This window comes from Veillonella parvula, from assembly GCF_042850485.1.
GTDB classification, from domain to species: Bacteria; Bacillota; Negativicutes; order Veillonellales; family Veillonellaceae; genus Veillonella; species Veillonella parvula_Q.
This window is the reverse complement of record NZ_AP031417.1, coordinates 914,350-938,252: the sequence shown is the minus strand read 5'-3', so window position 1 is coordinate 938,252 and position 23,903 is coordinate 914,350. Positions and strand designations below refer to the sequence as shown.

Annotated in this window: 24 protein-coding genes and 5 tRNA genes; 1 reads left to right on the top strand and 28 read right to left on the bottom strand. The window is 37.4% G+C overall.

Annotated features, from left to right (window positions below):
- Positions 1-65: 65 nt before the first annotated feature.
- The 10 genes from ACGHIY_RS04140 to ACGHIY_RS04095 form a co-directional block, all read right to left on the bottom strand.
- Complete coding sequence (locus tag ACGHIY_RS04140; protein ID WP_390525734.1) at positions 66-1,064, bottom strand: NAD(P)H-dependent glycerol-3-phosphate dehydrogenase; 999 nt, start codon at positions 1,062-1,064, stop codon at positions 66-68.
- A 3-nt stretch (positions 1,065-1,067) separates the two neighbouring features.
- Positions 1,068-1,664: a glycerol-3-phosphate 1-O-acyltransferase PlsY gene (gene plsY, locus ACGHIY_RS04135; protein WP_278466635.1), complete on the bottom strand. Its 597-nt coding sequence runs from the start codon at positions 1,662-1,664 to the stop codon at positions 1,068-1,070.
- Positions 1,664-2,998: a ribosome biogenesis GTPase Der gene (gene der / locus ACGHIY_RS04130; RefSeq protein ID WP_004697047.1), complete on the bottom strand. Its 1,335-nt coding sequence runs from the start codon at positions 2,996-2,998 to the stop codon at positions 1,664-1,666. The genes plsY and der overlap by 1 nt, the downstream gene beginning before the upstream one ends.
- 113 nt (positions 2,999-3,111) lie before the next feature.
- Positions 3,112-5,010 (bottom strand): bifunctional 4-hydroxy-3-methylbut-2-enyl diphosphate reductase/30S ribosomal protein S1, encoded by a 1,899-nt coding sequence (locus tag ACGHIY_RS04125; protein ID WP_316138604.1) that lies wholly within the window; start codon positions 5,008-5,010, stop codon positions 3,112-3,114.
- Positions 5,001-5,621, bottom strand: coding sequence for a 1-acyl-sn-glycerol-3-phosphate acyltransferase (locus ACGHIY_RS04120; RefSeq protein ID WP_004697382.1), 621 nt, complete (start codon positions 5,619-5,621; stop codon positions 5,001-5,003). Before ACGHIY_RS04120 ends, ACGHIY_RS04125 begins: the two co-directional genes overlap by 10 nt.
- On the bottom strand, positions 5,614-6,297 hold the full coding sequence (cmk, locus tag ACGHIY_RS04115; protein WP_105086519.1) for a (d)CMP kinase: 684 nt from the start codon (positions 6,295-6,297) through the stop codon (positions 5,614-5,616). The genes ACGHIY_RS04120 and cmk overlap by 8 nt, the downstream gene beginning before the upstream one ends.
- Positions 6,298-6,305: 8 nt before the next feature.
- Positions 6,306-7,553 carry an NAD(P)/FAD-dependent oxidoreductase gene (locus ACGHIY_RS04110; protein ID WP_278466638.1) on the bottom strand — a complete coding sequence of 416 codons (1,248 nt, stop codon included), beginning with the start codon at positions 7,551-7,553 and terminating at the stop codon, positions 6,306-6,308.
- Positions 7,550-8,278: a pseudouridine synthase gene (locus ACGHIY_RS04105; protein WP_004697430.1), complete on the bottom strand. Its 729-nt coding sequence runs from the start codon at positions 8,276-8,278 to the stop codon at positions 7,550-7,552. The genes ACGHIY_RS04110 and ACGHIY_RS04105 overlap by 4 nt, the downstream gene beginning before the upstream one ends.
- A gap of 1 nt (position 8,279) precedes the next feature.
- On the bottom strand, positions 8,280-8,789 hold the full coding sequence (gene scpB / locus ACGHIY_RS04100; protein WP_008600807.1) for an SMC-Scp complex subunit ScpB: 510 nt from the start codon (positions 8,787-8,789) through the stop codon (positions 8,280-8,282).
- A gap of 12 nt (positions 8,790-8,801) precedes the next feature.
- Positions 8,802-9,527 (bottom strand): ScpA family protein, encoded by a 726-nt coding sequence (locus ACGHIY_RS04095; protein WP_008600805.1) that lies wholly within the window; start codon positions 9,525-9,527, stop codon positions 8,802-8,804.
- Positions 9,528-9,696: 169 nt separating this feature from the next.
- On the opposite strand from ACGHIY_RS04095, the gene ACGHIY_RS04090 reads away from it, so the two are divergent.
- Positions 9,697-11,529 (top strand): phosphoethanolamine transferase, encoded by a 1,833-nt coding sequence (locus tag ACGHIY_RS04090; RefSeq protein WP_278466640.1) that lies wholly within the window; start codon positions 9,697-9,699, stop codon positions 11,527-11,529.
- Between the two features lie 94 nt (positions 11,530-11,623).
- On the opposite strand, the gene ACGHIY_RS04085 is transcribed toward ACGHIY_RS04090, so the two are convergent.
- The 18 genes from ACGHIY_RS04085 to obgE all read right to left on the bottom strand — a co-directional run bounded on the left by ACGHIY_RS04085 (position 11,624) and on the right by obgE (position 23,897).
- Positions 11,624-12,079 (bottom strand): DUF523 domain-containing protein, encoded by a 456-nt coding sequence (locus tag ACGHIY_RS04085; RefSeq protein ID WP_004693200.1) that lies wholly within the window; start codon positions 12,077-12,079, stop codon positions 11,624-11,626.
- A gap of 107 nt (positions 12,080-12,186) precedes the next feature.
- A tRNA-Leu gene (locus ACGHIY_RS04080) sits at positions 12,187-12,275 on the bottom strand.
- A gap of 14 nt (positions 12,276-12,289) precedes the next feature.
- Positions 12,290-12,364 (bottom strand) — tRNA-Cys (locus ACGHIY_RS04075).
- Positions 12,365-12,373: 9 nt separating this feature from the next.
- Positions 12,374-12,448: transfer RNA gene (locus tag ACGHIY_RS04070), tRNA-Gly, on the bottom strand.
- Positions 12,449-12,455: 7 nt separating this feature from the next.
- A tRNA-Phe gene (locus ACGHIY_RS04065) sits at positions 12,456-12,531 on the bottom strand.
- A 5-nt stretch (positions 12,532-12,536) separates the two neighbouring features.
- Positions 12,537-12,612, bottom strand: a tRNA-Asp gene (locus ACGHIY_RS04060).
- A 50-nt stretch (positions 12,613-12,662) separates the two neighbouring features.
- A complete protein-coding gene (locus tag ACGHIY_RS04055) occupies positions 12,663-13,259 on the bottom strand; it encodes an MBL fold metallo-hydrolase (protein ID WP_060918837.1) in 597 nt (198 codons plus the stop codon).
- Positions 13,260-13,274: 15 nt separating this feature from the next.
- A complete protein-coding gene (locus tag ACGHIY_RS04050; protein WP_314932952.1) occupies positions 13,275-14,762 on the bottom strand; it encodes a TrkH family potassium uptake protein in 1,488 nt (495 codons plus the stop codon).
- Positions 14,763-14,774: 12 nt separating this feature from the next.
- Positions 14,775-16,115 carry a Trk system potassium transporter TrkA gene (trkA, locus tag ACGHIY_RS04045; RefSeq protein WP_008713810.1) on the bottom strand — a complete coding sequence of 447 codons (1,341 nt, stop codon included), beginning with the start codon at positions 16,113-16,115 and terminating at the stop codon, positions 14,775-14,777.
- 5 nt (positions 16,116-16,120) lie between these two features.
- Complete coding sequence (locus ACGHIY_RS04040; RefSeq protein WP_024061794.1) at positions 16,121-17,029, bottom strand: S1 RNA-binding domain-containing protein; 909 nt, start codon at positions 17,027-17,029, stop codon at positions 16,121-16,123.
- Position 17,030: 1 nt separating this feature from the next.
- The gene (rsfS, locus tag ACGHIY_RS04035) at positions 17,031-17,393 is read right to left on the bottom strand and encodes a ribosome silencing factor (protein ID WP_021148083.1); all 363 of its coding nucleotides are present in this window, start codon (positions 17,391-17,393) and stop codon (positions 17,031-17,033) included.
- Between the two features lie 16 nt (positions 17,394-17,409).
- A complete protein-coding gene (locus ACGHIY_RS04030) occupies positions 17,410-18,531 on the bottom strand; it encodes an LCP family protein (protein ID WP_008713808.1) in 1,122 nt (373 codons plus the stop codon).
- A 12-nt stretch (positions 18,532-18,543) separates the two neighbouring features.
- Positions 18,544-19,113 (bottom strand): bis(5'-nucleosyl)-tetraphosphatase (symmetrical) YqeK, encoded by a 570-nt coding sequence (gene yqeK, locus ACGHIY_RS04025; protein ID WP_390525766.1) that lies wholly within the window; start codon positions 19,111-19,113, stop codon positions 18,544-18,546.
- A gap of 3 nt (positions 19,114-19,116) precedes the next feature.
- Complete coding sequence (gene nadD / locus ACGHIY_RS04020) at positions 19,117-19,731, bottom strand: nicotinate-nucleotide adenylyltransferase (RefSeq protein ID WP_060918833.1); 615 nt, start codon at positions 19,729-19,731, stop codon at positions 19,117-19,119.
- A gap of 139 nt (positions 19,732-19,870) precedes the next feature.
- Positions 19,871-21,130 carry a glutamate-5-semialdehyde dehydrogenase gene (locus tag ACGHIY_RS04015; RefSeq protein ID WP_060918832.1) on the bottom strand — a complete coding sequence of 420 codons (1,260 nt, stop codon included), beginning with the start codon at positions 21,128-21,130 and terminating at the stop codon, positions 19,871-19,873.
- Positions 21,131-21,139: 9 nt separating this feature from the next.
- Complete coding sequence (gene proB, locus ACGHIY_RS04010) at positions 21,140-22,261, bottom strand: glutamate 5-kinase (protein WP_004693178.1); 1,122 nt, start codon at positions 22,259-22,261, stop codon at positions 21,140-21,142.
- Between the two features lie 71 nt (positions 22,262-22,332).
- The gene (gene yhbY, locus ACGHIY_RS04005; protein ID WP_004693176.1) at positions 22,333-22,617 is read right to left on the bottom strand and encodes a ribosome assembly RNA-binding protein YhbY; all 285 of its coding nucleotides are present in this window, start codon (positions 22,615-22,617) and stop codon (positions 22,333-22,335) included.
- A gap of 8 nt (positions 22,618-22,625) precedes the next feature.
- On the bottom strand, positions 22,626-23,897 hold the full coding sequence (gene obgE / locus ACGHIY_RS04000; RefSeq protein WP_278466652.1) for a GTPase ObgE: 1,272 nt from the start codon (positions 23,895-23,897) through the stop codon (positions 22,626-22,628).
- Positions 23,898-23,903: the final 6 nt, after the last annotated feature.

The window sequence follows — 23,903 nt, the reverse complement described above, 5'->3', positions numbered from 1 at the left end:
AACCCTCACAAGATTATACTCATTAATTATAGTATATAAATAACCAAATTAAAAGTATCTTTTATTTATGATACTTCAATTTTAATATCACGCCCCATCAACTCAGCTAATGCTATGGATGGAGATTTTTTTTCGTATAAAACCTCATATAAAGCCTTCGTTATAGGCATTTCAATTTGATGTTTACAAGCCATTGTATAAATAATTTCTGTTGCGAAAAATCCTTCTACAACCATATTAGTATGATTAACAATAAAATCCATAGTCTTACCCTCGGCTAGTTTTTGACCAGCCGCACGGTTACGACCATGTGGGCTCATACAAGTAGCAATCAAATCCCCCATACCAGCAAGACCAGCATAGGTTTCTTTTTGGGCCCCTAAGGCCACCCCAAAGCGAGTCATCTCATGAAGACCACGTGTTAATAGTAAAGCCTTACAATTATCCCCTAAAGCTAAACCATCTGCAATACCAGCTGCAAGGGCAATGATGTTTTTCGTGGCTCCTGCTAGTTCAACACCAATCATATCAGTATTTGCATAAATTCTAAAATTTTGACTACATAATGCCTTTTGCAATGTTGTAGCTACCTCTAGGCTTTCAGTACTCAGCACAGATGCAGCAGGTAAGTTGCGACCAACCTCTTCTGCATGATTAGGTCCAGACAAAACCGCTAAATTACACCCTATGGTAGCAAGAACCTCTTTCATCACAGTCGTCAAAAGTTTGCCACTGGTTCGTTCTACACCTTTTGAACATAGAATATAGGCTTGATTTTTATGAGCATACGGTTTAATAGCCTCTAAACTGGTACGTACATGTACAGAAGGAGTAACCATTAATACCACTTCGGCATTACTAATACAGGCCTCTAAATCAGAACTATATTGTAATTCTTCTGGAAGTTTTACACCTGGTAAATAGTCTTTATTCTCTAAGTCTTTTGCAAGTTTATCTGCAAATTCTGGACGACGACAATATATAGTTGTAGTATTTCCAACTAAAACGGATTTAATAGCAAGGGCCGTCCCCCAACTACCAGAGCCGATAACAACAACATTCATTCTTTAATCCTTTTTAATGCGCTCTATTTTTAACTCGTTTCCAGCAAGTAGACGCTTAATATTATCCCAATGACGTACAATGACAAACAAAGCTGCTAACCCGCCAAAGCCAACAAACCAGAAGGATTCTCCAGTGAAATACATCAGTACTGGTACTAATGCAGCGGCAATGATAGAGCCTAAAGATACAAGTTTAGTGAAATATACGATAACACCCCATACCAAAAAGCAAATCAATGCTACTATTGGTGAAAGAGCAATAAGTACACCTAAACCCGTAGCAACGCCACGACCACCCTTAAACCCAAGGAAAACAGACCAGTTATGTCCCATCATCCCAAGAATACCACCTAAGATCATAAACATAGGCCCATAAGGTGAGAGTAGCACTACTCCTGCTGCCCCTTTTAAAGCATCACATAAAAATACAGGTAAGGCTGCTTTAAGACCGATAACTCGATATGTATTAGTAGCGCCAATATTTTTAGAGCCATATTGTCGTACGTCTGTATTAAAGAAAAGCTTACCTATAATTAATCCACTAGGAATTGATCCGATAAGATATGATAATACAGCATATACAATAATCATAATATCCATTAGTCTTCATCATCCCGTTTCTTGCCACGTAATACTAAACGAATCGGAGTTCCTTCAAAACCAAAGGACTCACGCAATCGATTCTCTAAGAAACGCATATAAGAGAAGTGAATTAGCTCTGGTTCATTTACAAATAAAATAAATGTAGGCGGCTTAACACTAGCTTGCGTCATATAATAGATTTTTGGAATTCTACCATTGCGAGATGGTACAGGATTTACGGTTTGTGCATCTTGTAATAATTGATTTAACGTCCCCGTAGATACACGGCGGTATTGTTGTTCAGATACAAACTTCAACATATCAGCTAAACGGTGAATACGTTGCTTAGTTAAAGCAGAAGCAAACAGGATAGGTGCAAACTGTAAAAAACCTAATTCATCATAAATATCTTCAGTAAATCGCAATGTTGTTTTGTCATCTTTTTCAACAAGATCCCATTTATTCACAACAATGACTACACCTTTACCCGCTTCGTAAGCATAACCTGCAATTTTTTTATCTTGTTCTGTAACACCATCTTGAGCATCTAGTACAAGAACTACAATATCAGCACGATCTACTGATCGCAAAGAGCGGACAATACTATATCGTTCAACGGCTTCTTCGATTTTAGACTTACGACGCATTCCCGCCGTATCAATAAGTACAAATTTTTGGCCCTCATGAGTCCAATACGTATCAATGGAGTCTCGAGTAGTACCTGCTACATCAGATACTATTACACGATCTTGTCCTAATAATGCATTAGTCAAAGAAGATTTACCTACATTTGGACGACCAATAACGGCAACATGAATAGTATCTTCATCATCTACATTAGTGCCAACTGGTGGAAAATGTTTAACAGTATCATCCAGCAAATCACCTAAATTCATAAGATTTTTAGCTGAAATGCCAATGGGGTCCCCCAAACCAAGATTGTAGAATTCATAAATATTCGGCTCTTGATTTACACTATCAATCTTATTAACTACGAGTACAACAGGTTTTCCACTAGCTCTAAGAATATTTGCAACTTCTTCATCAGCAGGTACAATACCTTGTTTACCATCGACGACAAATAAAATTACATCCGCTTCTTCAATAGCTAATTCAGCTTGTAATCGCATCATCTTAGGAATAACATGACTATTTTCAGTAATGAACTCGATACCACCAGTATCGATCATTGTAAACTCACGATTTAACCACTCTGCATCGAAGTAAATACGGTCCCTTGTTACCCCCGGAATATCTTCAACGATAGAGATACGTTTATTAACAATGGCATTAAAAAGTGTAGATTTACCTACATTTGGACGGCCTACAACAGCCACTAATGGTTTTGCCATAGTTTCACCTCATTATCTAATCTAATACATTACTATATTTTATCATATTCTAAGTAAAGTACGCAAAAAGGCTAACCAAGGAAACCTTGGCTAGCCTTTTATTAGACAATGAATTATTCAGCGTCTTCTGCAGTTTCTTTTGATTCCATCAACTCAGTCAAAGCCAAACCCAATTTCTTTTCATCTTTGTTAAGAGAAATGATTTTAACTTCAACTTCTTGACCACGATTCAAGTAATCTTCAACTTTCGCATTACGTTGTTTTGTAATTTGAGAAATGTGAAGTAAACCTTGGATGTCGTCATTAACAGCTACGAATGCACCGTAAGCTACTAAACGAACAACTTTGCCGTTAATAACATCGCCAACATGCAATGTTTCTTCAGCAACGTCCCATGGGCTCTTAGATAAAGCTTTTAAGGACAAGGATAATTTATTGCTTTCAGCGTCGAAGGATTGTAATTTAACTTCGATTTCTTGGCCAACAGAAAGAACATCTTCCACTTTTTTGATTTTTTGCCAAGAAATATCGGAAATGTGAAGTAAACCTTCAATACCGCCGATATCTACGAATGCACCATAAGGCATGATTTTACGAACAATACCTTTATAGTTTTCGCCAACGTTGATATTTTTCAATGCTTCAGCTAATTTAGCTTGACGTTCCACTTCCAATACTGCACGACGGGAAAGAACCAAACGGTTTTTCTTTTCATCGATTTCAAGTACTTTAGCTTCAAATTCTGTACCAACCAAGTTGTCTAAGGATTTCACGAAATGAACATCACCTTGGGACAATGGAATAAAACCACGAAGGGATTTAACTGTTACTACTAAACCTGCTGGGATAGCATCAATACCTTTACATACGATAGCTTCATCTTTTTCTTGTGCTTCGATAACATATTGCCAATCTTCATCTTTAGCCAAGCGAGTCATGGAAAGATAAATAGGATTATCTTCTTTGATGTGATTCATGATAACTGCTTTAATTTCATCACCATTTTTTAACACATCTTTGGCAGATTCTGGTGCTGGATAAGAAATTTCAGTTCTGTTCAAAATGGCTTCAGTTTTGTAGCCAAAAGATACATAAGCTCGTTCATCTTCGACTTGAACTACTGTACCTTCTACAACGTTCCCTTTCTTAAATTCTTCTTGACCTTCGGCTGCTAATAATTCTGCAAAATCTTTCATTGTCTCAATGACCTCCTTAATAATCCAGTCGGGAGTCGATGCTCCTGCTGTTACTCCTACCGTCTGTACTCGGTTAAACCATTCCAGTTGTAATTCAGTAGAAGTTTCAATGTGATACGTTGTACATCCAACGTCACGACAAACCTCTGCCAATCGGTTTGTGTTGCCGCTGTTCTTACCGCCTATCACTATCATAAGATCTACATTACGTGCTAAATCAACGGCAGAATTCTGTCGTTCTTGCGTTGCATTGCATATCGTTTTGAAAACCTTAAGATTCTTAGATTTTTTCTCTAATATGTCTATTATACTGTTAAATTTGAATTGTGAAAAGGTTGTTTGTACAACAACGCCCATTTTTTCCACAACTTGTAGTTTTTGGGCGGATTCTTCATCTTCGATGATTATTCCTTCGTTATTTGCCCATAAATTGATGCTTTTAACCTCAGGATGGTTTTTTTCTCCCAAAATCACCAAAGTCATACCTTCATTTATAACAGACTTTGCATCTTGCTGTGCTTTTTTTACATGTGGACATGTGGCATCCACAACATGTAATCCTTTTTCTTCTGCCTCTTCGTAAATAGCAGGTCCTACACCATGAGAGCGAATAATCATTGTGCCTTCAGCGATATCAGACACTTCTTGAACAGGGCTTACCCCTTTGTCTTCAAGACGACCTACAACTTGAGGATTATGAATAATAGGACCTAATGTATAGCTTTTACCATCGTTATTTGCAGCTTCATTTGCCATTTCAACAGCCCGTTTTACACCATAGCAAAAACCATGGTTTTTAGCCAAAATTATTTCCATAAAGTCTCCTCTATACAATTGTTATGATAAGAATCTATCATTCGTTGGATTTCACTTTTAACACTATCATTTACTTTTTGAATCGCTTCTGGAGTCGCTTTAGCTTTTTCAACTGGAATCGGTTTACCAATAATACAAGCCACTTTATTACGTTCCATATTGTGAGAGCCAATGATAGCAACAGGCACTATGCTAACCGCTGTTCTAAGAGCAATTGATGCTGCACCATCATGAAATTTACCAAGCTTACCACTTTTTTGACGGTTACCTTCTGCAAATATGCCTAAAACCTTATTATCTTTAAGTAGTCCCATGGCATGACGAATAGCAACTTTATCAATAGCACCGCGATTTAACGGAAATGCACCAAGCCATGTACAAAAAAAACGCGAAATAGGATTCACAAATAATTCTTGTTTAGCCATAAAGTGTACATGTCTAGGCAAAGCATAGCCACAGATAGGGGGATCATTATTACTTAAATGATTAGGCACCACGATAACGGGTCCTTCCATTGGAAAATTATCACGACCATATACTTTCAGTCCATACCCTACCTTATAGCGAAGCCAAAAAGCGGTACGCCATAACCAGGTTGAAAATTTATTCATGATTGATTGTCTCCTGCACTAAATTCAATATATATGCCACAGTTTCATCGAAATTCATATCGCTAGAGTCTACAACCACTGCATCTTCAACGCATACAAGTGGAGACTCTTCACGATTTTTATCCATTTCATCACGACTAACAACATTCTTTTTAATTTCGTCTAGTGTTTGCTCGTTTGATGTACCTTGTACTTCTAACCATCTACGTTTTGCACGTGCATCTACAGAAGCGGTTAAATAAATTTTTAGCTCTGCATTAGGTAATACGACAGAACCGATATCACGTCCATCTAATATAACTCCCCCAACGGCGGCCATCTCTTGTTGGCGTTCTACCAAATATTTTCGAACCCCTTTATAAGAAGCTATAGTCGATACATTATCATTAATTTGCTGCTGGCGAATTAATGATGTAACATCTTTCCCTTTAATATAGACCTTGCATGCTGTTGCAGTAGGCTCTAAAGTCAAATTTAAAGAAGGTAATAAAGCTTCTACAGCAGCTTGATCCTTAACATCGATTTGACTATCAAGAACTGCCCATGTAACACCGCGATACATGGAACCTGTATCGATATATAAATACCCTAATTCATTGGCCACTACTTTAGAAATGCTACTTTTACCAGCCCCAGCAGGACCATCAATAGCAATGGCAATTTTTTTAGTGTTCATAATAACCTCTATTCTTCATCACCGTGTACGGCATGCATAGCCGCCACATAGCCTGTGGAAAAGGCAGCTTGTAAATTATAGCCTCCTGTAAAAGCATCTATGTCTAGTACTTCACCAGCACCATATAAACCACCAATCAATTTAGACTCCATAGTTTTAGGATTAAATTCTTTTAATGAAATACCACCTGCTGTTACAATAGCCTCCGCTACAGGTCGTAATTCCTTAACAGTTACTGTCATATGTTGCAATACATGACATAAGCGCAAACGCTCTTCCTTTGTAATTTGATTAATTGGTTTAGCCGGATTTAACTCAGCAAGCTTTATAACAATGGGAATAAGATTTACAGGTAGTAAATCCCTCATCCCATTAGCCAATTGTTTTTTAGAATATAAGTCAAAATCCTTTTGCAAGCGCTTATCCAATACTTCTGCAGTTAAAGCAGGCTTAAGATTAATTTCAATGGTAATTTGAGGATTTTTCTTACGAAGCAACTTACCTACCATGTGACTTAATGATAAAATTGTAGGCCCCGTAAGACCAAAATGAGTAAACATCATTTCCCCAAATTGTTTAGCTTGTACCTTACTTTTAGAAATTACGGATACCTCAACATTACGAAGACTAAGCCCCATAATTTCCTTTACCCACGTTTCGTTTGTAACGATAGGGACTAAGGATGGACGAATATCAGTAATAGTATGTCCCACTTTTTCGGCTAAAACGTAACCATCACCAGTAGAACCTGTCAATGGATAAGATGCACCACCAGTACAAATAATAGCAGCATCACAAGCATATTGTTCCTTATCCGTTGTAACACCAACTACACGATTTTCCTGTACAGTAATCGATGTAACAGGTTCATTTAAATGAACTTGAACATTATACTTTTTTAGGATTTTCATAAAGATATTGCGTACTTCTAATGCAGAATCGGATTCAGGAAACACTCGTCCCCCACGTTCTACTTTAGTTTTTAACCCCCAGCTATGCAATAGGTCCAGAAGATCTTCATTACTAAAGCGTTCATAGGCACCGTACAAGAACTTACCATTACCAGGCGTATTTTTTATAAATTCGGCCATATCTGCACTATTCGTAATATTACAGCGACCTTTACCGGTAATGCCCATTTTCTTGCCAACCATATTCATTTTTTCCAATAAGATGACGCGTGCTCCTTCACGGCCTGCTATAACAGCTGCCATTAGACCTGCCGCACCACCGCCAATGACTATGATTTGCTTCATGCCTTATCTGTCCCCAATGCTTTTAGTGCTTTTACTTCACGAATTGTTAGTTGACGAGAAGCGCCTCGTTTCACACCACCTAAAGTAAGACCAGCATACGCAATACGTTTTAAATTATGAATACGATAGCCAAAGTGTTCAAACATACGACGAACTTGACGATTACGACCTTCATGAATTGTAATTTCTACTTCATGTACACCATTATGATCATCAAAACCTAAATCTACAATTGTTGCAGGTGCAGTTATACCATCTTCAAGCTCTACACCATTTGCAATAATTTGCAAATCATCATCGCGAACACGACCTTTGATACGAACTTCATAAGTCTTTTCCACGCCTTTAGATGGGTGCGTTAGATTTTGTGCCAACTCTCCATCATTCGTAAGCAGTAACAAACCTTCTGTATATAAATCGAGACGACCAATAGGGTAAATTCGTTTCGTTTCATTTTTTATATAATCTAAAACCGTTTCTCGACCTTGAGGGTCAGACACAGATGTAATGACCCCCTTTGGCTTATTTAACAAATAATATACTGGTTTCTCTTGAGCCAATAATTGGCCATTAACCTTAACCTTATCTTTTTGTGGATTAATTTTGACCCCTAATTCGGTTACCTTGCGACCATTGACCTGTACTTTACCTTCTGTAATTAGTTCTTCTGCCTTACGCCGTGATGCAATACCACAACTGGCAATATATTTTTGTAATCGTTCCATGCTACCCTTCTGTTTCCGAAACTTCTTGATGTAAGGCTTCTATCGATTCTACACCAGCACTTCTCAAAAATTCATCAGTCGTGCCATATAGAATCGGTCTACCTACAGTATCCTTATGACCTAATTCAGCTATAAGAGATCGAGTCAATAATTGTTTTATAATTTTATCGCTATTTACACCGCGAACCTCTTCAATTTCAGCCTTTGTAATAGGCTGCTTATATGCGATAACAGCTAATGTTTCCATGGCCGCATTAGATAATTTATCTTCTTTTTTACGAATATGACCAACATAATCAGCACATTCAACAGCGCTGACTAATTCAACACCGGCTCCTGATATACGTAATCGAATACCTCTATTTTGTTCTTTTAGTTCACGTTGTAATTCTTCTATATATTTTTGTGTTTCCTCTGTGGAAAGACCAAACACCTCTTCTAGCATATCTATCGATATAGGCTTTGCTGCTGAAAACAAAACGGCTTCTAAATGCATCGTTGGTAAGCTCATATAGCCCCCTTTCTACACGGCCCCATCCAAGGTAGCAGTGAATATAATATCATCATCTTCATAACGCATTTCCATAACTTGTTGTTTTAATAATTCTAAAACAGCCATAAAGATGGTTACCATACCACTTTTCGTTTCAATTGCTACTAATAACTCCCTAAAATATAGACATTCGCCACGATGTATACGACGAGACAAGGATATAATCATGTCCTCTAAACTATACGTATCCTTTTCAACCTTTACCTCACGAATCGTCTCTTCTTCTGATAACTCTTTAGCTCGTTTTATAGTTTGATAAAAAATTTGATATAACTGTGAAAGTTCCAAATTATATACACTATCTAATCCAAGCACACTCGTTTCTTCAGGACGACTAAATATATTCGCAGATACAGCGGTACGCTCCATTAATAGAGATGTAATATCCTTAATTTTCTTAAATTCTACTAATTTTGCTACCAACTCGTCACGTGGATCCTCTGCTTCATCGGGCTCAGGTTCAGCCTTAGGTAATAACATGCGTGATTTAATCTGTAATAAGGTAGATGCCATAACAAGAAATTCACTACTATAATGAATATCAAAATGGTTCCAATTGTCTAGATATGCCAAGTATTGACTCGTTATTTCAACGATAGGAATATCGGTAATTTCTATTTTATGTTTTTCAATGAGATGCAAGAGCAGATCAAGGGGACCTTCAAAAACGTCCAACTTGTAGTTATAATCTCCCATAAAACCCAATCCTCAGAAAAAATGTTTTTAACTATATAATTATAAAGCATTTATAGTAGTACTTTCAAATAATTGTTTTTTTTACACTCATCTGCTATCTTTATTATTGTAATTATTTTATATTAAAAAAAGATACGTTATTGTGTATTCCTTTTAGAGAGGATTTATTATGTCATCGAGTGTGAGGCAAATTGGGCGAAATCCAATTTTTCGCTTTGGTATTATAGGTATTGTTTTATATATCATCTTATTTTTAATTTATGAGCCCATAACCTTAGGGCTTGATGTAGAGAATATTACGATTTTAGCTGTACCAACAATTGTAGGTACCTTTTTATTTCAATATTTTATGGGGTGTACCGTTTTCCACAGGCCTTTTTTAGGGTATGGCCTAGTCGGAATCTTATGGGCACTTACCTTTCCTCTTTTATTCCATTGGTCCTATGTGAAGCCATTATACTTCTATGAATTTGCTAATGATTTTTTATTTGGCTTATTAATTTTCATGGGATTATCAGGCATTCAGTTTTTACTGAACCAAACAAATCGCTTCCATAAAACAACATCCTTAATCATGGCTATCATTTCCATGATTCTGAGCTTAATACCATTCTTACAGATCGGCTATTACATGACTACTTGGCATTGCTTAACGCCAGCCAGTCTGCTAGCCGTATATATGACCAATCCAGAAGAAGCATTTGGTTTTTTAAAGAATGCAGCTGGTATACCTGGTCTTATAGCAGTGAGTATTGGTCTTATTTTATGGACTTATTTATTGTACTGGTCTAACTTAGGAATGAAAGCAGTAGTAAACTTAAATACTACACGTCCTATGCGGTCAGCTATGCTCATCGCATCCCTTGTAGCTTTTTTAGTATATGTACCATTCTTCTTGTTCCCTCAAACCTGTATTGTGGCGAACTGGATTGCTGCAGGCGATTATGTAAAACAAATGCAACAATATAATGATAATCACCACTTAGTATTTGATTCCTTTAATTTAGACACAAAGGAAACAGCGGTGAACAAAACACCTGGTACTATTATTCTAGTCATTGGCGAATCTAGTTCTCGAGATTATATGAAAGTATATAATCCAAACTTCTCATATGACGATACTCCATGGCAAGGCAATATGCGTTCGGACAATAAAGACTTTGTCTTCTTTGATAATGCCTATTCATCGTACGTACAAACAGTACCAACCTTGGAGCGTGCACTATCTGAACGAAATCAATATGATGATAAACCATTTCTTGATTCAGCCAATATCTTAGATATTGCTAAAAAAGCGGGATACACGACTTCTTGGTTTAGCAATCAAGGTGTATTCGGTGAATATGATACAGCTATTTCATTAATGGCTAAGACTGCAGACACAACAAAATGGGCCCATGAATCTTATGCATTCTCAGATCGATATGATGAAGCTCTATTGCCATTATTAGAAACTGTAGATCCTACCAAAAACAACTTTATCGTTATACATATTATGGGTAGTCATATTTATTACAATGACCGTTACCCTCATGAATTTAGCAAGTGGAAACAAGGTCCGTATCCTGATGGTCAAGAAGCATATGCTAACAGCCAATTATACACAGACTGGTTATTACAACAAATTTACAATTATGGCAAAGACAAATTAAACTTACAAGCCATGGTGTATTTCTCCGATCACGGTGAAAGTTTAGACAAATCGCATAACCCTGATACATTTGATTTTGTTATGACACATATTCCATTCTGGGTATACCTATCTCCACAATATCGCTCAACCTATCCACAGACTGCTGAGGTACTTGCAAAACACGAGCATCAATTCTTTACTAATGATTTGCTATACGATACATTAGTTGGTCTCATGCATGCTCCAAGTCAACGATATGATGCAACACGAGATTTTAGTAATGCTCAATATCGATTTAATCTACATAACTTAACTACATTACTTGGTGAACAACCATTAGCAAATGATCCTGTTAATGCAAACAAGTAGTCTTTAATTAATATTGTAGCCATTATTTTTCTATTATATTGAGTTATTTTACCAGTAAAATAACTTGATATAATCAAAAAGAGATGAGTTAAACTCATCTCTTTTTTTCTGCAAGTAAAAGCTCTATATCATTTTCAGTATAAATTGTTATATTCTTTTCAAGTAGAGCCTCTACAGTACATCCATGGCCATTTTTCATTGTTCTAGTAAAAGTTCCATCATAAATGCGCTTATATCCACAGCTAGGACTTTTCGCCTTCATCAAAGCTTGCTTGCAACCATATTTTAGTGCAATATCAACTGTTAATTGAGCACCTCTTACAAACTCATCGGTAACATCAGCTCCATTAACAGTACATATACGTTCACCCTGCCGCTCCGCAGGATCACGAGGCGTACTAAGTCCCCCTAACACTTCCGGACATACAGGTACTAATTCATAATATTCCTTTAGAGCCTCTATCGTTTCTATATAATTATCTTTGCCATCATATCGACAAGGTACACCAAATAGGCATTCACTAATTAATAACTTAGGTTTCTTATTCATAGATTTATCTATCTCTTATATATTTATACGTAACTTATAGTAATAATTTTCACAAATCGTTTTAATTGTATATAAGAAAAAAAGACTAACCCAAAGTTAGTCTTAATTGGTGCCGAGGACCGGAATCGAACCGGTACGGTTGTTTCCAACCGACGGATTTTAAGTCCGTTGCGTCTGCCTGTTCCGCCACCCCGGCATGGGTAACGATTGTGGAGGCGGCACCCAGAATCGAACTGGGGAATAAAGGTTTTGCAGACCTCTGCCTTACCGCTTGGCTATGCCGCCATATAAAATTGGAGCGGGAAACGAGATTCGAACTCGCGACCCCCGCCTTGGCAAGGCGGTGCTCTACCGCTGAGCTATTCCCGCATATAAATGGTGCCTCAGGACAGAATCGAACTGTCGACACACGGATTTTCAGTCCGTTGCTCTACCAACTGAGCTACCGAGGCATAAATGGCGACCCCGATCAGATTTGAACTGACGATCTTCGCCGTGACAGGGCGACATGTTAACCGCTACACCACGGGGCCGTAACCAAAGTACTTGCTTAGTATATCGGTTATCAGGACTTTTGTCAACACTATACTACAATATTTTTAATAAATTCTTCCTCATTTTTTAATATGGTAGATTCCCTATGTCCTGGCTCAACAATCAAATCCTTGGACAAGGTTAAAAGATATTTCAAACTCTTAATCAAATCAGCTGGATCACTTTTATAATTATCTGTATTTCCCACATTTTGCTTAAATAAGGTATCACCAGTAAATAGATAACCTTCAATTTCTAAACAAACCGATCCCGCACTATGCCCAGGTGTATGATGAACTAATATATCAAAAGGATCTAAATTTAATTGCCCCTCTACTAAATCATTACAGTGTGTATACATTTTTTTCTTATATACACTTGGTCTCCGTCGAATTAACTGTAACAACTCTTGATCTAAAGGATGTAAATAAGCGGGAATATTATAATGTATACACACTTCATCCAAGGCTGACACATGATCACAATGACCATGTGTCAATAAAACTGCTATGGGCTCAGAATCTGCAACCATATCAATAATGTGGTTACAATGAAAGCCCGGATCAATGATTATAGATTTTCCCTCTTTGATAAGCACATAACAATTTGCTTTATAAAGCCCTAGAGGACGTTTTATAACTTCCATATAGTTCCCGCCCTTCTATAGAATACGATATCGTTTAGGAACCTCTTTTTTAATAAAATACCCTTCCCAAAACTGAGGGTGAAGCATAACTAAAATCGTAAATAACTCCAAACGACCTAGTAACATGTCTACAATAGCAATACATTTAGCAGTATCCGGCATAACACTAAAGGAGTCAGTAGGACCAAAGCCACCAAACCCTAGTCCTACATTGCTAAGAAAGGCCGTAACCACTTGCATAGAATCATATGTATTAAGACCAGTACAAGTCATTAGAAAAACAGATACCACATAAATCATTAAATATAAAAATAAAAATTGATGTGTCATCTGGATCCATTTAGTAGGCATCGGTTTGCCATTAATACGTACTACTTGAACCATATCAGGATGAATTGATTTTCGCAGATAAATTATAGAACTCTTAATCAAAATAATAAGTCGTATAATTTTTACACCGCCCGTTGTAGAACCACTACAGCCACCAAAAAATGTACAAATAAATAACATCATCTGTGCTGCAGCAGGCCACAAATCATAATCACTAATAGCAAAACCACTACCAGTTTGAAGCGAAACTAAATTAAAGGCAGCATTTCTAACAATCTCTAAAGGACTAGAATAGCTAGATTGTAATGCTAGAGATATTGATACAATGGCAATACCAATAAACACTACAAGCCAGTACATACGTGTTTCAAAATCATTAATTAAAACGCGAATTCCTTTTTGAAGTGCATTGTAATACACAGAGAAATTGCCACCAGCAAGAAACATAAAGAATATAAATACGAAACAAATATAATTACTTTGTTCATAAATAAAAGCCCCTGCTGATGTCGGTGCAAATCCACCCGTGGCAATAATAGAAAAGGCATAATTTAACGCATCAAAAGGTTCAATACCGCCAGCCCACAGCATAAGAAAGCAAAGAGCAGTAAAGGCAATATACAACTGCCAAAGCTTGGTGGCCATTGATTGAATACGTGGCATTACAACGCCAGGCTTTGGTACAGATGCCTCTGCATTAAAGAAATGTGCTGCATCTGCTCCTAAATTCTTTAAAAATGATAAGATAAGGACGATGATCCCCATCCCTCCAACCCAGTGCATAAGACCACGCCACAATACAAATGTGTTTGGTAACGCATCAACACTATAAATAATAGTTGCACCAGTTGCAGTAATACCCGAAGTGGCTTCAAATAAAGCATCAAAAACATTAGTCAATATGCCACTCCCCAAAAAAGGTAAAGCCCCCAAAATAACCGTGAATATCCAAGTAGAGGATACAACTAAGAACCCATCACGAATACTAAAGCTTTGACTTTCACAACCGTAATAAGATAAAAGCGTCCCCAAAACTAAAGAAAGGCTTGTAGTTATAAGGAATGACCAATATGCAGTTTCAAATACAACACTGTATATAAAAGGGATTAAAGTAAAAACCCCAAATATATAGAGTAGTCGACCCACTAAGGACATAACGATTTGAATTCGCATAGCCCCTCCTTACTAAGTAAGATATTTAAGCAATTTGCTTACCGATTCAGGTAATGTAAAGAGAACGATATGATCACCATCTAAAATTTGAGTATTACCACGAGGTACGATAGCTTCATTTTCCCGTAAAATTACACCTACTAAGGCCTTCCCAGGTAAACGTATATCTTTCAATTGTTTACCTGCCACAGGCGATTCATTGGTAATTTCAATTTCGATAGATTCGGCTTTACCACCTTCAAAGGTGGAAATAGATACAACCCCTTCTCCACTTCGTACAAAGCGCAAAATTTGACTTGCTGTTAATAAACGTGGAGAAAATACAACGTCAATACCTACTTGCTCCATCAGCATAATATATTCTGGCCGTCCCACACGAACAACGGTTTTTGGGATGCCCATATGCTTACCTACGAGTGCTACTAGTAAATTAAGTTTATCGTCATCAGTTAGAGCAATAATTACATCACTATCAGCAATTTCCTCAGCTTCAAGCAAATCAAAATCAGTGCCATCTCCATTGATAACCATAGCTTTATCCACTTGATTTGCCAGGTTCTCACAACGGTCAAAGTCTTTTTCAATAACCTTCACAGAAAAACCAGCTTTTTCTAGTAATACAGTTAAGTTCCGACCTAAGAGACCTGCCCCAATAATGACAGCCCGTTTATAGAATGTATTATAATTATGGAACCAAAGGTTCTCCACTTCAGAAACGGACTCTTTCAAACCTAGGAAAAATACACTATCATCAGCCTGTAATCGACTTTCACCATGAGGAATAATCATTTCACCATAGCGTAAAATACCAACTAACAGAACACCTTCAGGAAAGCGAATCTCTTTTAATGGCTGTCCTAATAGAGGAAATTCATTATTCAATTTGAATTCCATAAGGCGCACAGCACCCTGTCCGAACTCCTCAACATCTATAGCTGATGGTGTTTCTAAAATTCGTAATAACTCTTGAGCTGTAACCATTTCAGGATTGATGAAGAGATCAACACCTAATTGAGCTCGTATCTCCTCATCCATATGTTCCGCCACACTATTATCGCGAACGCGTGCAATAGTCGTAGGAACACCTTTTATTTTTGCTACCGAACAGGATAGCATATTAACCTCATCTGAATCAGTAACAGCAATAAACATACCAACATCAGACATATCGATTTCATTCAATAATTGAACATCACTGCCATTCCCTAGAACTAGACTAACATCTAACGTATTTTCAAGATTATGAATGCGTTCTGGAGAACGGTCGATGACATATACATCATGATCATCTTGAATAAGTCGTTGTGCTAATGAATAACCAACCTTACCAGCACCTACAATGACTATTTTCATTGACTTTATTCCTCATCTTGGGACTCATTATTAGCAGGCGGTGTCCACTGCCGACCTATGTCGGTAAGTAATGTCCACCCCTCCTCTTGAACAATCTTTTTCTCTTTCATTAAATGCCCCAAAGCACGTTTGAAGGCAGATTTGCTAATGTTAAATTTATCTTTAATCAACATAGCAGAAGATTCATCACTATAAGGCATCTTACCCCCACGATTTAACAGGTACCCCATGATAATATCTCCATCTGAAACAAGAGCCTTTTCCTTTGTAGGACGCATAGAGACATTAACGCGACCATCATCACGTTTGAAAGTAATACGGCCTTCAATCATTTCCCCTACTTTTAACTTTCTCGTCATTTCGGAACGATGCAAAAAGGCAATCCAACGCTCAGGGGTAATAAAAAAAGCCCCCTCACTAGTTAAATTATAGATTGCCCCCTTTACAAGTTGTCCTACCATAGCTTCTGTTGCAGCTTTAGAAGCACGACGCATTTCATCATCTACATCCATGGATACCGCCAAACGACCGGATTTATCAGTATATAGACGAACCCATACTTTTTCACCTACCTGAGGTCTACCACGCATCTCCGCATGAGGCATAAAGATACCACGTTCTGTACCTACCTCAACAAAACAACCAAAATTTGTAGTATTGATAACCTCAACATAACCAATTTGGCCAACCTTCATGGCTGGTAGACGCATAGAGGCAGTTAAACGACCTTTTGGATCTCGATATAAAAAAACCTCGACTTCATCTCCGATAGCCACAGGAGCAATTTGTTGATCTTTATGAAGCAATATATCATCATTAGTATTGCCAGTTTGACCATCTAAAAAAGCACCTTGATCACTAGTACGCAACACTTTTAATGTGGCAATTGTATTTTCCAACAATTCTGTAGCCATATTATACTCCTTCAAATGGAACTCGACCAGCATCATTCCACAATTCTTCTAGACTGTAGAATTCACGCAATTCATCACCACCAAAGACATGACAAATTATATCGCCAAAATCCAATAAGATCCATTCACCTTCACGATAACCTTCTCTATGCTGTACTGTTATGCCTAATTCGGCTGCTTTATCTTCCATTTCATCAGCAATACTTTGAGATTGTTTACTATTATTTGCACTAACAATTAAGAAATAGTCGCCTAACATAGAAATTCCTTCTAAATCAAGAATTTCAATATCTCTCCCCTTTTTATCAAATGCAGCTTGTGCAAGCTCTAATACGATTTGTTTAATATCTTCTTTCTTTTTCATTATTTAGCCTCTTATCTTATCGCTTACTACCGCTCTCCTCACCAGGTTCTGTTGGCTTTGTAATAGTGCCACCATTATGTTCTGATTCAGGTGCAACCTTCGACGTACTATTAGTTGGTGCAGATATAAATTGTGTCATTTCATTAGCTGGCAAATTACCCATTGTTATCCCTACTAAACGTTGAGCTTCCGTAGGGTTTACCTTCCAATAAGTCGTTTCACCTATAAGCTCTTTTTCTCCAGGAAGAATATAGAAGTGAATTTCTTCCTTATTAATTTTGCTCGCATTGTATACCAACTTAATAGCATCTAAAGTAGAAATATTACTATCATAATGATCCCAAATACGCCAAATATGCCATGCATTTGTTAAGAAAAATGCATTATGTTCTTGTTCCACCCACAATTTTAGGAATCTTTCTTGTCGTTGCACACGAGTAAAGGTATCGTGTTTAGGATCTGAATATCGTAAATACGCTAAGGCATTATTACTATCTAAAGTTTGGTAACCACGTCGCAAATCAATATCTATATTGCCTTCTGCATCAATATGTTCCATCGGTTGTTCTACATAAATTTGCTGATTTCCTAACACATCATTAGTTTTCTTGAAGGCAGTTTGATTGACTACTACATAGTACGGGATTGAAATATGGAACATATCCTCAATTACAGCTTTAGTAAGTTCAATGCCTCCTTTTTCATAAATACTATTTAACATAGTCGCATCGGTTTGATCACGATTATCGATTTTACTATTACTTGGAATGCCGATAACGTCCATCGTTTTTTGATCAAGGTTTACAGATAATAGGAATAGACTATCACCTTGACTAGGATTATTGTCATCAGTACCGATAACCAAAATATATAAAGGTTTATCTAAGCCTTTTTGCTCTACTGATACAGTATTTGCGTCCTGTTTATTTCCACTATCTGTCACGGCTTCAGTAGCTTCAGTAGTTCCTACAATTGCTCTATATGCATAAGATACACCACTATATATGCCATACCCTATCCCACCGAGCAAAGTGAAAACTACAACAATAGCCAAAATAACTCTAGGCCACTTCACAGATGACTTTTGTTGACGTCTTTTTCTACGTCGGCGAGCTCTTGCACGTTCACGTTCATCCATATAAAAACTCCATTATTTACAAGATTTTAATACATCATTACGACCAAGAATGGTCAAAGGATAAATTGAAAGATGTTGCTCAATAAGGTGGTTAATAGTATTGTCAAAACCAAGCAATACAGCCTTATTTAGATCTTTTTTAGCCACATTTCGAAGTTCATCAACACCTGGAAAATCACGATTGGGTTCAATATAATCTGCTAAGAATATAACTTTATCTAATTTAGACATTCCCACCTTACCAGTTGTATGAACACGAATAGCTTCTAAAATCTCTGAATCGGTTATAGAGAACTCAAGTTTAGCTCGAATCATACCTGCTAATCCATGTAAAAGATTACCATTGGCTAATAATTCTTCATCAGCTTTGTAATTATTCTCCTTCACCAAATCTTGCATCTCTTTCAAAGGCATTTCTTTAGCACAATCATGTAGCAATGCCGCTAATCGTGCTTTTTCTACTTCAACATTATAAAGTTTAGCCAACTGAGTTGCGGATTCAACAACACCTAGAGTATGCTTAAAACGTTTTTTCCCCATCCATTGGCTTACCCTATGCTGTATTTCATCAAACGATAACATCATTTATTCCTTCCCATATATATGGTTTTCTTCTATATAATCCACTACACATTTAGGCAACATATAACGAACTGTCTTTCCAGACCGTAAGCGCTCTCGTAAATACGTAGCAGACAATTTCATTTCAGGCACTTCCATAACATGTATTTTTTCACGTGCTTTAGATCCTAACTCATCCAAAGTAGAATCAATAGCACTTGATCCATCTGGCCTAGTAGCTCCAATAAAATGAACCTCATCTATAAGTTCATCTATAAATTTCCAAGTCGGTAATGCACGAATAGTATCAGTCCCTGCAATAAAGTAAAATTCAACAGTAGAACCATATAGTTTTTTAAAATATTGAATCGTATCAACGGTATACGAAGGGCCTTCTCGGCGCATCTCTACATCAGAAATTTCAAAATTTGGATTATCCGAAACTGCGGCCGCCGTCATAGCATATCGATGATGACTATCAATCACATCATGTTGCTTATGTGGTGGAATACGAGCAGGTACAAAGATAACCTTTTCTAAATTAAAGCTTTCACAAGCCACCTCTGCAATCATTAGATGACCTAAATGAATGGGATTAAATGTTCCACCAATTATACCTATGCGACGTTTATCTACCATAATGTGGTCACTCCCTTAATGACAATGACACAAATAATGATGAATATGAGCAATGCTTTTATATAGGATATCCATTCATATCGACCCTTTGGTGTTTGAATGTATCTATAATATGCTCTTATAAAATAATATAGTTTCTTCACGTCCGTACTTGGCCTTCTCCAAATACAAAATATTTATAAGATGTCAGAGCTTGTAACCCCATAGGGCCTCGAGCATGGAGTTTTTGTGTACTAATGCCAATCTCAGCACCAAAGCCAAACTCAAAGCCATCTGTAAAACGTGTAGATGCATTATGATACACAGTAGAGCAATCTACTAAATTCATAAACACATTAGCACGCATAGGTTCATCTGTGATAATAGCCTCAGAGTGATGTGTAGTATACCGATTCACATGATCAATAGCTTCTTCAAGATTTTCAACGATACGCACATTTAAGTCCATATCATTGTATTCTGTGCTGAAAGACTCTTCTGTTAAAGGAATTGTATTCTCCATATATTGAGCTACAGCCTCATCACCATGAATACGAACACCATATTCTAGTAGTGCTATATTAAGGCGTGGTAAAAACTCTCTAGCCACAGCTTGATGAACTAGTAAGGTTTCCATAGAGTTACATACAGATGGACGTTGAACTTTAGCATTGACTGCAATTTCTAGAGCCATCTCTAAATCAGCAAATTCATCAACAAAGGTATGACATACACCGCTGCCAGTTTCAATAACAGGGATACTACTATCTTCTACAACACGGCGAATAAGTCCAGCACCCCCACGTGGAATGATTACATCAATATATTCCCGTTGTTGTAAAAGTACTCCAACCAGATCTCGATCAAGCACCTCAACTAGTTGAATAGAGTCACCATTAATACCTAACGACTCTAAGGTATTCCGCATGATAGACACGATGATTTGATTCGTGTGAAATGCCTCCTTACCACCTCGTAAAATTGTAGCATTTGCTGTCTTTAAACAAAGAACACCTGCATCTATGGTTACATTAGGACGGGCTTCAAAGATAATACCAATTACACCAAAAGGTACGGATCGCTTTTCAATAATCAAACCATTAGGACGAGTGATTGTTTCTATAATGGAACCTACAGGACTTTCAAGAGCAGCCACTTGACGCACCCCTTCTGCCATTTGAGCAATGCGACTAGGTGTCAAAGTCAATCGATCTATCATAGTTCGAGGTAAATTATAGTCAACAGATTTTTCTAGGTCTAACTCATTAGCCGCCATAATTTCATCTGTTTGTGCTTCTACAGCATCAGCAATTGCTAACAATGCAGAATCTAAAGTTTCTTGATCGAGTTGGGCTAATTCAAAAGATGCCGTTTTAGCTCTCTGGCCCATATCTTTACAAATTTTTTCATACTGGTTCATAGGATTTCCTCAGTGTAATAAAACTAGATTATTACGATGTACAGCCTCATCATAGGTCGTATTAATACCCAGAATTTCGGCTATATCATTTGTATTGTGACCTTTAATCGCCTTCATATCATCAATACTATAATTAATAAGTCCACGACCAATTTCCTTATGATCATGATAAATGGAAATTGTATCACCAGGTCCAAAAGTCCCCTCTACTTCAATAATACCAGCGGGCAGAATGCTAGCACCCTTATCTAAAACAGCGCGAGCACATCCGTCATCAATCGTAATGGAGCCTTTTAATCGTTTACCAAAAGCTAACCAATGATGTTTACCAGATAAACTTGCATCATGGGCTTCAAAGAGTGTCCCAATTTGTTCACCCTTACATACACGACGAACAGAATCCTCTACTTCACCTGAGGTGATAACCATTGGTACACCAGAATTTGTTGCCATATGAGCAGCTTTAATTTTTGTATACATACCACCCGTTCCCATATTAGAACCAGCACCACCTGCAATAGCATAGGTTTCATCGTTAATTTCAGAAACAGTTTCTATCAAAGTAGCATCTGGATTAGTGGCTGGGTTAGCTGTATATAAGCCTTCAATATCTGACAAAATGATAAGTAAATCTGCATCTACAATACCTGCAACAGTAGCAGATAATGTATCGTTATCACCGATTTTAAATTCTTCGATAGCAACCACGTCATTTTCATTAATAATAGGAATAACGTTAAGTTGCAATAAAGTATGTAATGTATTACGCAAGTTAAGATAACTATGTCGTCCAGTACTATCCTCTTTCGTTAAAAGAATTTGCCCTACGGTTCGACCATATTCTCGAAACATGCGCTCGTACATATGAATGAGAATACCTTGACCTACTGCAGCAGCTGCTTGTTTTAATACGAGATCTCTAGGCTTTTCTTTAAAGCCTAAAGGGGCAAGACCTGCACCAGTAGCACCAGAGGAAACAAGAATAATCTCTTTACCTTGGTTAGCCAAATCTGATAATTGGCGCACTAATCTTTCAATACGCTCCAAATTTAAATGTCCGTTAGTGTAACAAAGCGTACTGCTACCAACTTTGACTACAATTCGTTTTGCATTAACGATGGCGCTGCGCATAGACTAACCTCCTAAGGTTGAAATTCTTAACTACGATGTATACAAATTTTTATGATCTACTAGATATAAAATTATTTTGGCAAAATGATTTTAGGTTCTTTTTTAGCTTTATATAAAACACCATTAAAACCAATCACTTGAACTAATTCAGCGCCAAGCATATCTGCTAAGTCTTGAAAAATTGTCTTATCTTCAGGACTATTATTATGTAATTTAACCTTAATAAGCTCACGTGCTGTAATCGCTGCACGAGCACTATCTATAACGCTATCCTCTAAACCATTTTTACCAATTTGGACAACCGGTGGTATTGTAGCCGCCAATGAACGTAAATACCGTTTTTGTTTTCCTGTCATTATTACTCCTACTCTTGGAAAGTAAAGCGCTGATCGCCGATTACAACTTCATCACCGTCTTTACAGCCTTTTTCCTTCAATTTTGCATCAAGCTCCATAAAGCGCCAAATGCGTTGGAATCTACGAAGAGATTGATCATCGTCAAGATTTGTCATAGCTACTAATCGTTCAATACGTTTACCAGTAATGTAGAAAGCAGCATCATCACCACGAGTAATGACAAATTCTACATCTTGTTTTGCTTCGTATACAACTGTGTCATCATTTGCTTCAGGCTCTGGTTCGTAGTTTTCTACATAGTAGTAAGCTCGTTCCATAAGCTCTGACAAACCTTCACCACTTAAGGCGTTAATGAGAAATACTTCATAGCCTTTATCTTCAAAATATTTTTTTGTTTCGGGAATCGTCGTGTCATCAAAGACCATATCGATCTTATTGAGAGCTATAATTTGTTTCTTATTAGCCAATTTTTCAGAGTATTTACGTAACTCTTCATTAATCGCATCAAAGTCGACCTTAGGGTCTCGGCCTTCCATACCAGATACATCTAGAACATGAATTAAAATATTCGTACGTTCAACATGACGTAGAAAATTGTGACCTAGACCTACACCTTCACTAGCCCCTTCAATAAGACCCGGAATATCAGCCAAAACAAAGCTACGATCTCCAGAAATTGTAACTACCCCGAGTACTGGTGTTAGTGTAGTAAAGTGATACGCTGCCACCTCTGGTTGAGCTTTAGATACTTTTCGCAAAATACTAGATTTACCAACAGATGGATAACCTAATAAACCTACATCAGCTAATACTTTAAGCTCTAATTGTAACCAGAATTCTTCACCAGGTTCACCCTTTTCTGCAAAGGTTGGTGCACGGTTAGCACTAGTTTGGAATCGAGCATTACCACGACCGCCACGACCACCTTTGGCAATAACAAAGGTATCGCCATCGTTGACAAGGTCGCAAAAGATTTTTCCTGTTTCCTCATCTTTAATTACTGTACCCAATGGAACTGGAATGATAAGAGGATCGGAACCTCGACCGTGCTTATTAGAGCTTTCACCATTACCGCCAGCTGGTGCCTTAAACTGACGTTTATATCTAAAGTCTACAAGCGTATTAATATTCTTGTCAGCTTTAAAAACAACATCCGCACCTTTACCACCATCACCACCACTAGGGCCGCCATTTGGCACGTATTTTTCTCGACGGAAGCTGGACATACCATCCCCACCGTCACCAGCTTTAACAAAGACGCGCGCTCTATCTATAAACATAATTTA